This window comes from Hydrotalea sp. (genome assembly GCF_049968455.1).
In the GTDB taxonomy this organism is placed as follows: Bacteria; Bacteroidota; Bacteroidia; order Chitinophagales; family Chitinophagaceae; genus Hydrotalea.
In genome coordinates this window covers 138,268-150,366 of record NZ_JBMFQT010000006.1, presented here as the reverse complement: position 1 = coordinate 150,366, position 12,099 = coordinate 138,268, and the positions used below count along the sequence as shown (strand labels likewise).

The window sequence follows — 12,099 nt, the reverse complement described above, 5'->3', positions numbered from 1 at the left end:
TTTTATTTAGTTTTTTTAATGATTAATCATTTTTTTCGTTGATAGAAGAAACTCCGTCTGTATTGCTTTCTTCAATGTCTAACAAGAAGCGAAATAAATTCGCATCGGAAGGAATTTGTAATTTCTTTCTTAATCTATAACGGCCTATTTCAACACCACGGGTTGATATGCTCATTAATTGTGCAATTTCCTTGCTCGATAAATTCATGCGTAAATAAGCACACAGTTTTAATTCATTCGCTGTTAGGTCGGGATAAAGTGATTTTAGTTTTAATAAAAAGTTGCTATGAACTTGATTAAAATGTACAGAAAACTGCTCCCATTCATCATTCAAATTCTTTTCTTCAGAAAGTTCTTTCAAAATTTTCTTCAGTTCATTCAGTTCAATTTGTTCTTTACCAGATTTGTTTATTTTGCTTAACTCGTCTTTAATTTTCAATAAGAATTCTTTTTTCTGCACTAGGTTCATGGCGGTTGATGCCAATTCAGCGTTTTTGAAATTTATTTCAGATTCTAGTTTTTCGTTCTTTAATTGTATTAACTCTTTTTCTGCTTTTTCTAAAGCCAATTGGTGTTGGTATTCCAAATTGCGTTGTTCTTCCTCGTATTTTTTTCTTTCTTCCAACATCCTTTTTTCCTGCTTTTGCTGAATTTTATTTTCTTGGAACTTGTACAAAAACATTATCATCACTATTAACAGAATGCCATAAACCAAATAAGCCCAAATAGATTTATACCAAGGCGGTAAAATATAAAAGGAATAACTGCTAATGGCAGAAGTATTGTTTAAATTATTACGTGCTTGAATTTGGAATGTATAAAACCCGGCAGGAAGGTTGGTATATTCTTTCTCCGATTTTTTAGTCCATTCCGACCATTCTTTGTCAAATCCTTTTAACCAATATCTATACTCAATGCTACTTTGTTGTTCATCAAACGCAACGGAATACTGAAATTGAACGGAGTTGTATTTGTGTGTAATAGAAGGAAAATTTTCCGCACTTTGCGAAGCATCGGCATTGGGTTCGCCATAAAAACCACCAAATACCATATTTGCTTCTTTGTTTTTGGCATTCACATTTCTAATATATACCGTTAGTGGATGAATGTTTTGTTTGTATTGTAGGTAGTTTAAATGGTAAAAGCCTGATTCGCCACTTATAAAAATATTTTTTTGATCAATTGGAAATACATGCTCGAATCCACTTAATATTTTACCGCTTAATTCGGGTAAGTAAACAATAAACGGTTTTGAAGTAGAAAAGTCAACAACGCCAATCGTTTTTTCGTGAACGAACCAAATATTGCCTGCAGCATCATCTTTTAAATATCGAATACTTAAACTGTCGAAAATGGGTTGATAACTGGCAGATGATTGAAAATTATCGGTGGTAGCATTGTAGGTATAAATTCCTTTTTCGGTAGCTATAAGAATTTCATTTTTAATTTTAAATACGTGGTTGTTTAAAGTAGATGGAAGTCCATTAGCTGCAGTATATAGCTGTACATTATTGTTCTGTAAATTAATTTTATAAACACCTCTGTAAGGATGAGACACCCAAATGCAATGCAAAGCACTATCGTACTCCACATAACGGGCAGAGGTGTTTAGGTTAGGAATTATTCCTTTATTAATGAAGTGATTATTTTGGTAGCTAAACAAATGCAATCCTAAATAATTACCTGCTGCTAATGCAAATGAGTCGTTTTTTGCATCATACGGTTTAAAAGTCCAATAGCCGGTTGAAACATCAATTGGCGTAAAGCTACTGTTGTTGTATTGAAAAAAGCCCTCTTCTTTTCCTGCTAATAACAAATTTTTATAATGGTATAATTGCCAGGTTTGCCCTTCAGCAATGCGATGAACGTTATTCAGGGTAAAACTTAAATCAAGTGTATTGGTAATAGGTAATGAATATATACCATTCGATAATCCGAAAAATAATTGTTGTTCATGAAGGGCCATAGCAAAACCTGAGGCATCATTAAATACTGGAGGATTGATATGCTTAATGGCACTATTAAATGGGATAAATGAAATACCATTTTCTAATCCTACCCAAATATTGTGAAACTGGTCGGCCAATAAACTTTTAATATTATTGTTTTGCAAGCCTTCAGCCTTGGTAAATGCTTCTATGAGTGCGCCATTGGCTTGAATATGAATAATACCATTATTATAGGTGCCCAATAAATAGCTGCCATTGTTTAATTGAATTACCGAGGTAAAACCTTGCATGGCCGAAGTGCCTTGCGCCTGAAAACTATTAATTCCTTTGTCGTTTAAAACAAATAATCCGTTTTTAGCTGTGGTAATTAAGCTTCCATTGTCATAGGGGGCCATTCCGGTTATATAAAACCCTGCCGGTAAAGCGCTGCCGGGTACTAGTGTTTGCCACTGGTTATTGTGTAGTACCATAATTCCTTTTTCCTCATCGTGGGCAATTAATTGGTTATTATAAATACCCATATAGCCCCATGCAGACCAAGGAAGTAATACCGTTATTTTCCCATCATGGTATCGAAAAATTTTAGAGGTAGTTCTAAAAAAAACATCATTGCCAAGGTGCACAATGTTCCATACATCGGCAAATTTTTGATCTTCTGTATCCAGTAATTCTTTTAGTGAGGTATATGACAAATTGCCATATTTGTTAGTACCAAAATAGCCAATCTCATCTTGTCCGCCCACGTATAGTTTATTGTCATTCCCAAAATCGAAGGACCAAACTATTGTTTTGTTGGGTAAAGGATATAATTTCCAAAAGCTGCCATCAAAAATGAGCACCCCTTCATTATTGGCAAAATAGCATCGGCCCTGTTTGTCTTGTAATATTTTCCAGTTTTGACGCCCTGCATTATAGGCTTGTTTTGTAAAATTTACTACTTCGCGCTGCCCAATAAATGATTGTCCTTTGCTACAAATCATAAAAGCAACAAGGCAAACCATTAAACTAAGTTTTAGGGGCATACATCGTTGAAAATTGGTTTTTAGGAAAAGCATGATGTAGTATTGATGTACTCAAAATAGGCTTAAATATAGGCTTTTAATGAATAGATGTAGTATTGATGTGGCAAAAAATTTTTATATGGTAAAGGTAGCAATTAGTTTTACAAAACACTATTCAGTTTGGAATTTAATAACTATTTGCCATTTTATTGCTTGCTATGTTGCTGAACAAACTGCCCATATTACATTTTCAAATTACAGGGTTTGGTTTGCCTCTGTTTACTCATTCTAATTCCAATTTTTTATTCTATAAAAAAACAATACTGCCTTTTTGGCGTATTTTTTTGCTTTTTCATTTTTCATTTTTAATTACTTGCTTATGAAATTAAAATTGCCATTTTGGCTACTATTTGCCATTTTTTTAAGTGCAACATTCACGTTGCGGGCACAGGTAATAAAAATAACCGGAAAGGTTATTAATAAAGCTACCGGTGCACCCATTGCAGGTGCTAGTATTGAGGTGAGAGGCACCCCTATTGTAACAACTACCAATGAGGAAGGTAATTATACGCTTTCCATACCTCAAAAGGGTAAGCAAATTGTGGTAAAGCATGTGGGCATGCAAACGGTTACCAGAACTGTAGATGCCGGCGGAGTAGAAAATTTTGCTTTGGAAGAATCAGTGAATGATTTAAACGATGTGGTAGTGATTGGTTATGGTACACAAAAGGTTACGAATATATCCGGTGCCATTTCAACTGTGAAAGCTGCCGATATTGAAAAGGCTAATCCGGTAAGGGTTGAAGATGCCATTCAAGGGCGTGCTTCAGGTGTTAATATCATACAAAGTGGTTCGCCTGGTGTAACTCCCACCGTTTTAATTCGCGGTATTCCTTCTTATTCCGGATCTGACCCATTGGTGATTATTGATGGGGTTCAGCAATCATTGGTTGATTTTAACTCTTTAAGCCCTTCAGACATTGAATCTATTAACGTGTTAAAAGATGCCGCCACCACAGCTATATATGGTGTGAAAGGTGGTAATGGGGTAATTGTTGTTACCACAAAGTCGGGCCGTCGCAACCAAAAAACACAATTCAATTTAAATGCTAGCTATGGTACGCAAGAAGTAGCCAATACCATTGGTGTATTAAATGCTACTGAATATGCAGCTATAGTAAATGAAGGTAGTACAACATCAGGTGGGCCTGTAATTTTTCCTGACTTAAGTAAAGTTGGCGTTGGAACAAATTGGCAAGACCAAATTTTTAAAAAAGCACCATTGCAATTGTATTCTTTTTCAGTAACCGGCGGTTCTGATAAAGTATCATATTTTCTTTCTGCAAACTATGCTGATCAGGCGGGTATTGTAGGTGGTGGAAGTAAAAGTGATTATGCCAGAGGCAATTTTACTGCAAACCTCAACTTTCAGTTAATGCCTAAGTTGAAGTTTATTTTAAATACAACCGGGGTATTGCTAAACTCAAAGGGTGTTGCAGAAAATTCATTTAATAGCATTATTGGTGAAGCCCTAAACTTTGACCCCACTGTACCGGTATACAATACCATACCAAATACCATTGGAACTTACGGCTTCAGTAATTTATTGCTACAGGAAGTGCATAATCCATTAACCGATTTGGCCAATACTTATAATAAAGATGCAGGTAATAAAATTTATGGAAAGTTTGAATTGCAGTATGATGTAGTGAAGAATATTAAAATTACCTCTCGTTTTGGTTATACTGCTTATAATGATAATGCAAAAGCATTTTATCCATTAATATTTTATGGCCCTTTGAATGTTGATAATTCATTGAATGCGGATGGTAGTACTGTTACCGGAAGGCATAATTCAGTTTCGTCAACCCGTAACAGTAATTTTAATTATCGTTGGGAAACTTTTGCTAATTATAATTTTAAGTGGAGAAATGATCATCATTTTGAAACAGTTGCAGGTATCGTATTCTTGCGTAATTCAGGTAATCAAATAGGTGTATCAAGGCAAGATGTTCCATTCAATTCATGGACATTTGCCGATTATACTGCTGCAACAGGCGTAAATACAGCTACTAATACCAATGCACAAACCGGATATTACTATCAATATTTCGGAAAAAATATCTCCTATTTCTCACGTATTAACTATGATTATAAGGGAAAATACCTTGCTTCATTTAGTGCCAGAAGAGATGGTTCTTATGCATTTGGTGCTAATAATAAGTTTGGTAACTTCTTTGCGGGGTCTGCAGGTTGGATAGTTTCCAATGAAAAATTCTTCCATTCTAACTTTGTTAATTACTTGAAATTAAGAACAAGTTATGGTACTACCGGAAATGATGGTAATACCAGTCCGCAAAGTAATACTATTATTACCGGCGGTCCATATAATAATATAGGTAATAGTAATGGATACAGTTTTGGTAATATGTTTACACCCGGTTCTTCCTTGGGTTCGCAAGCTAACCCCAATTTGGCGTGGGAAAAACAAGCACAGTTTAATGTGGGTTTTGATATGAATTTCTTTAATAATCGCTTTTCAATTACTGCTGATTATTTTAGAAAAGATGTAAATGGTTTATTGTTCACACCTTCACAATCATTGTACTTGGGTACAATACCAGCCCCGTTAGCCAATATTGGTTCAACTACAAGCCGTGGAATAGATGCGATGCTTTCATATACTGACCATATTGGAAAATATTTCCACATCAATACCTCAGTAACATTTACCAGCTCTAAAAATTTGGTTACTGCTACTAACTCTGATAATACTGCTCGTTTAGTAGGTGGAAGTTATTTCAATGGACAATCACAAACTGTAACTGTGTTTGAAAAAGGCCAGTCTCCCGGATATTTTTATGGTTATAAAACTGCAGGTTTATTTCAAAGTGCTGCTGATATTGCCAAATGGGCTTCTCAACCAGGCGCCCAACCCGGCGATATTAAATATGTTGATATTAATGGCGATGGTGTTATTGATAGTAAAGACCAAACTAAAATTGGAGATCCTTTCCCCAAATTCACAATGGGTTGGGGATTAAATTTAGAATTTAAAAACTGGGATTTTTCTGCTTTCTTGTATGCATCAGTAGGTAATAATATTTATCGTGCCTATGAACGTAATGCCAGCTTTACTAATAAGTTCAGAAGCATATTGGCACGTTGGACGGGTCCCGGAACTACTAATGATGCCCGCTATCCTCGCTATTCATTTACTGACCCGAATAATAATGCCAGAGTTTCGGATAGATATGTGGAAGATGGCTCATTCGTAAAAATTAAAAATTTAGAATTGGGTTACACTTTCCCCAAATCGTTTGCAAAAAATGCATTTAATAAAGTGCGTATATATATGCAGGTTAAGAATGCGTACACCTTCACTAAATATTCCGGATTCGATCCAGAAATATCAGGTGGCATTTTAAATACCGGAGTTGACTTAGGCGCTTATCCACAAGCTCGTTCTTACAACTTTGGTGTTGATCTGCGATTTTAAAACTTTTATAAAATGCTAACAGTTATGAAAAAATATATAAAAATTTTTACGCTTTTTAGTATGCTAGTCATACTTGCTTCGTGCAAAAGATATATAGACTATAATCCACACGATGCATTTCTGGTAACTGCATTAGATTATTTGCAGTCTGAGTCTGATTATCGTACAATGGAAGTAAGTGTATACACTCCCTTGCAATGGTTAAATCAAGTTGTGCCCATTGGCGATATTGCTTCTGATAATTCTGTTGCAGGTGGCGAAAGCGCTTCTGATGTGTTAGATCTGCAACAAATTGATGATTATACACTAACTCCGGTAAACGGTACATTAACCCAAATTTGGCAATATGCTTATGAAGGGGTGAATCGTGCTAATTATTTGGTACAATATAAAGACAAGAATCCAGCAGGTAATACCATCAATTTTGCCGGTAAAGATGCTATGTATGGTGAAGTATACTTTTTACGTGCTTACTATTATTTTACACTTGTAAAAATGTTTGGTGATGTACCATTGTTTGTTGATAAACGTTTAGACTTCTCCAATTCCGGTACCTTAAAAAGATCGCCTAAAGCTGATGTGTATTTACAAATTGAAAGTGATTTGAACAGTGCCATTGGGGTTCTACCTACTGTACAACTACAACAAGGACGCATTACCAAATATGCTGCTCAGGCATTGTTGGGAAAAGTGTTTTTGTACCAAAATAAATACGATTCTGCAGCAACTGTGCTACAAAGTGTAATCAACGCTAATGCATTTGCGTTAGTAAATAATTTTGCTTCTATATTTTTAAAGTCTGGCGAAAATGGTCCCGAATCTGTATTTGAAATACAATACACCAATACCTCACCGTACTATCAATGGTCAAATGTTTTGCAAGGCCAGGGTAACTATTCCGTACAGCAGTGTGGTGTACGTAATTTAAAAGCTACCTCTCCCTTAATGCCCTATGCACCGGGATGGAGCACTAATTTGCCCACACAAAACTTAAACAATGCTTATGAAAATGGTGATCAGCGCAAAGCTGCCACATGTTTTGATATTGAAGCTTATGTTGCAGCTAATCCTACCTGGGGTATAACTTATCAGGTAGCACCTTATAAAAATACAGGATTATACAATCAAAAGTATTTGCCTCGTATTGGTGAAACCAGTGGTCAGCCTGAATTAAACTATTTGAACAATTTCCGAACCATTCGTTATGCCGATGTTTTGTTAATGGCTGCAGAAGCATTGAATAAAAGCACTTCACCTAATGATGCATTAGCTCGTCAATACTTAAACATGGTAAGAAGAAGAGCCTTTCAGGTAAGCGATGCCAGCCATGATGTTACTGCTTCAGGACCGGCTTTGTATAATGCTATTTTAAATGAAAGAAGATTAGAATTGGCAATGGAAGGTGAGCGTTTCTTTGACTTAGTTCGCACCGGGCAAGCAGCTACTGTATTAGGGCCAAAGTTTGTAGTGGGTAAAAATGAAGTATTCCCCATTCCGCAACAAGAAATTCTGGTTTCGGGTTTAACACAAAATCCCGGCTATTAAACACATAAAATATTTTGTTATGAAAATAATAAAACAAATAACAATTTTTATAATGCTGATTGTTGTTATCAGCGCTTGTAAAAAGGCGTTTACCGATACATCTTTCGTTTCAACGGCTGCAACAGCAAGTAATTTATCGGTAATGTTTAATATTACACAAGATAATACTGGGCTAGTAACCATTACGCCAAATGGTGCAGGTGCCGTAAGTTATGATGTTTATTTTGGTGATACTACTACAATTCCTGTTAGTATTAGGGCCGGCGCAAGTGTGCAGCACATATATAAAGAAGGGAATTACCAGGTTAAAATTGTAGGACACGATTTAAAAGGAGGCACTACTACCTTCACACAACCTTTAGTAGTATCATTTATAGCACCGCAAAACCTACAAGTAAATTTAACAACCAGTAACCTAACGGTTAATGTTAGTGCCACAGCTAAATATGCTACTTTCTTTAAAATTTATTTTGGCGATTCAACCAATGTTACTCCTGAACCTTATACATCAGCGTTGCCTGGGCAGGTTATTACCCACAACTATCTAAATGCAGGCACATATGTAGTAAAAGTAATAGCATTAAGTGGTGGTAGTGAAACTACTCAATATACAGATACTATTCAAGTTTCAAAACAAATAGACTTGCCGGTAACTTTCGAAGATCCAAATACCAATTATACGATGTCTGATTTTGGTGGTGATGTTTCTTCGTTAGCAGTTGATCCTGTGAATAGTAATAATCATGTAATGAAAGTGGTAAAAATTGCCGGAGCGCAAACTTGGGCAGGAACAACTATCGGTACTTCTTTAGGTTTCGCTAACCCTATACCGTTAACAAATAGTAATAAAAAAATGACGGTGATGGTGTATTCACCAGCAGCAGGGTTAGATATTAAATTAAAGGTAGACAATCACTCTAATCCCAACAATGGTCTTTCTGTTGAAACAGACGTTTTGACAACAGTAGCCAATCAGTGGGAGATGCTAACATTCGATTTTTCTAATCCTGCACCCGGTACCCCGGCATTTAAACCTTCCAATACATACGACCTAGCTTCTATTTTCTTCGATTTTGGTAATCCGGGAACAGGTTCCACATTCTATTTTGATGATCTTAAAATGGCACCTGCATCTTTGGCTCAAATTAATTTGCCGGTAACATTTGAAAGTACAACGGTTGATTATACTATGACTGATTTTGGGGGCAATGCTTCTGTATTAACAACAGATCCATTAAATAATACTAATCATGTTATGCAATCCACCAAAACGGTAGGAGCACAAACCTGGGCTGGTACAACCATTGGCACAACTGCAGGCTTTGCACAAAAAATTCCATTTACATCGGTTGCTACTAAAATGTCGGTAAAAGTATATTCACCTGCTGTAGGTTTGGATATTAAATTGAAAGTAGATAACCACGCCAATCCGAATAATGGTCTTTCTGTGGAAACCGATGTACCAACTACGGTAGCTAATCAGTGGGAAAGATTAATATTTGATTTTTCAAATCCGGCATCCGGCACACCGGCATTTAATCCATCCAACACTTATGATCTGGCTTCTATCTTCTTTGATTTCGGTAATCCGGGTAACGGCTCCGTATTTTATTGGGATGATGTTCATTTCTTAGCTCAAATGAATTTACCAGTTGATTTTAATAATCCTGATATGGACCCAACGGTAACGGATTTCGGTAATAATAGTTCTGTTTTAGCACCCGATCCTGCTAATACCGGACTTTGGGTAATGAAAACTACTAAACCTACAGGAGCGCAAACTTGGGCAGGAACAACAATAGGAACTCCGGTTGGGTTTGCAACACCTATTCCATTAAGTGCAACCAGAACTAAAATGACGGTGCAGGTTTATTCACCTGCTGCAGGTATTCCAGTTTTGTTAAAAGTTGAAGACCACAACAATGGCAATAATTATGTGCAAGTTTTGGTCAATACAACTTTAGCCAATCAATGGGAAACACTTACGTTTGATTTTAGCCAGCCTCAAGCCGGAACACCCGCTTGGAGTGCTTCAAATACATATGATAAGTGTTCTATATTTTTCGACTTTAATAATGCAGGTTCCGGTAAAACATTTTATTGGAACAATGTGAATCTTCAATAATAAATGAACTGTATATGAAAACGAATTTTAAATACATGATTGCTGCAGTGGTTGTAACCTTTTTTGCGGTTATAGCCTGTAAAAAAACTGAGTATAGTTTTGGAAGTATTAAAACCCCACAGGATTTGGTAATCAATGTAATTATTCAGGGGCAAGATGCTAATAACCCTACCGGTGATGGTTCCGGCAATGTTACCATTTCGGCTCAAGCTACCAATGCTTTGCAATATAAAATTTATTTCGGCAATGGCGATTCCGTTATGACTTATTCCGGAACTGCTACGTATAAGTACACAACCATTGATACCAATACTTATACCATAACCGTAAATGCCATTGGTACCGGAGGTGCTATTACTACCCTTAGTAAGCAAATTAGGGTATTATATAAGTTTCAAATACCTACCGATATAATGTCTTTACTAACTAATGGTACTTCTAAAAACTGGATAATTGCCAGCGATACTGTTGGGCACTTTGGTGTAGGACCTACCACATCTTTTTTTCCTGATTGGTATCAGGCGCAGCCTAATGAAAAGCCGGCTTGCGCATATGGTAGTGTAATTACATTTACACAGGCAGGCAGCAATTCCATTACTATGAATGATAATAACAATGGTTCTTCTTTCTTAATTGCCGCTGCTACTGCATTTTATGGACAATCAGGTGGTGATGGTTGTTATCCCATTGCAACCGGTGGTACTAAGACTCTTGGTTTTGGAACAGCCAACTCTGGTTCAAACAGTACTAATTCAACCGGCATTCAATTTACAGTTCCCGGTAATGGAATTATTGGTTTTGGAACAGGTGGTAACACATACGAAATTTTATCGCTAACTTCCAATGTAATGTGGTTAAGAAATATTGGAAGCGATGGTAATGCATGGTATCAAATTTTCAGAGCACAATAGCACTGATCTTATTTCAAAATAGTATTATGTTTAAGCTAACAATTTTTAGTGTATTTATTACGTCAATACTGGCGGGTTGTGGGGGTAGCAGTAAAAATCCTACCCCTCCAAACCAAGCTCCCGGTAGTGTAAAAATAACAGCTGTAGTAGCTACTGATAGTAGTGGTAACGTAAGTTTTACCGCATCTGCTACTAATGCAGTATCCTACGATTTTGATTTTGGTAATGGAGTAATTCAAACTATACCATCTGGGGTAACAACGTACAAATACACATCGTCAGGAACATATACGATTAATGTTATTGCGAAAAGTGCATCAGGATTAACTTCTTCTGCTAATATTCAAATTACGGTTGTGGTTAAAATGAATTTAGTTTGGTCAGATGAGTTTAATACACCCGGAAGCCCCGATCCTACCAAATGGACGTATGATTTAGGTGCCGGTGGCTGGGGTAATAATGAATTAGAATATTATACCTCTAGAACCGACAATGCTATTGTTTCTAATGGAACCTTAAAAATTATTGCCAAAAAAGAAAGTTATTCCGGAAGTAATTACACTTCTGCGAGGTTAAAAACTCAAGGTTTATATGCATTTAAATATGGACGAATTGATGTGAGTGCTAAGTTGCCGGCATCAATAGGAACTTGGCCTGCTATTTGGATGCTGGGTAATAATATTTCAACTGTAGGTTGGCCAGCATGCGGCGAGATAGACATTATGGAACAGAATGGCAATAACAAAAATATAGTTTATGGAACTTTACATTATCCCCAGCAAGTGAATCAATATGGCGATGGAGCTACTACTTCCGTTGCAAATGTTTCTACCACATTTCATAAGTATTCGGCTATTTGGTCGCCTGCTACCATACAGTTGCTGGTAGATGATGTGGTATATTACACTTTACCTAACAACAGCAACTTCCCATTCAATCAAAACTTCTTTATTATTTTGAATGTAGCAATGGGCGGTACGTTAGGTGGAACTGTTGATTCGAACTTTACTACTGATCAAATGGAAATTGATTATGTGCGCATTTACCAATAATTGAAACATTTTAAATA

6 protein-coding genes are annotated in these 12,099 nt (G+C 36.3%); 5 read left to right on the top strand and 1 reads right to left on the bottom strand.

What is annotated here, in order from left to right; translation table 11 throughout:
* Positions 1 to 22: 22 nt before the first annotated feature.
* Entirely contained in the window at positions 23 to 3,004 is a 2,982-nt protein-coding gene (locus tag ACP5P5_RS06220) for a ligand-binding sensor domain-containing protein (RefSeq protein WP_428285242.1), read from the bottom strand.
* Between the two features lie 325 nt (positions 3,005 to 3,329).
* Here ACP5P5_RS06220 and ACP5P5_RS06215 point away from each other — a divergent pair, with 325 nt between their 5' ends.
* From ACP5P5_RS06215 to ACP5P5_RS06195, 5 genes are read left to right on the top strand one after another with little or no spacing between them, the layout of a single operon-like run.
* Complete coding sequence (locus tag ACP5P5_RS06215; protein ID WP_428285241.1) at positions 3,330 to 6,449, top strand: SusC/RagA family TonB-linked outer membrane protein; 3,120 nt, start codon at positions 3,330 to 3,332, stop codon at positions 6,447 to 6,449.
* 60 nt (positions 6,450 to 6,509) lie between these two features.
* Complete coding sequence (locus tag ACP5P5_RS06210) at positions 6,510 to 7,994, top strand: RagB/SusD family nutrient uptake outer membrane protein (protein ID WP_428285240.1); 1,485 nt, start codon at positions 6,510 to 6,512, stop codon at positions 7,992 to 7,994.
* Positions 7,995 to 8,013: 19 nt separating this feature from the next.
* Positions 8,014 to 10,119, top strand: coding sequence for a hypothetical protein (locus ACP5P5_RS06205; protein ID WP_428285239.1), 2,106 nt, complete (start codon positions 8,014 to 8,016; stop codon positions 10,117 to 10,119).
* Positions 10,120 to 10,133: 14 nt separating this feature from the next.
* Positions 10,134 to 11,030, top strand: coding sequence for a PKD domain-containing protein (locus ACP5P5_RS06200; protein ID WP_428285238.1), 897 nt, complete (start codon positions 10,134 to 10,136; stop codon positions 11,028 to 11,030).
* Between the two features lie 26 nt (positions 11,031 to 11,056).
* A complete protein-coding gene (locus ACP5P5_RS06195) occupies positions 11,057 to 12,082 on the top strand; it encodes a family 16 glycosylhydrolase (RefSeq protein WP_428285237.1) in 1,026 nt (341 codons plus the stop codon).
* Positions 12,083 to 12,099: the final 17 nt, after the last annotated feature.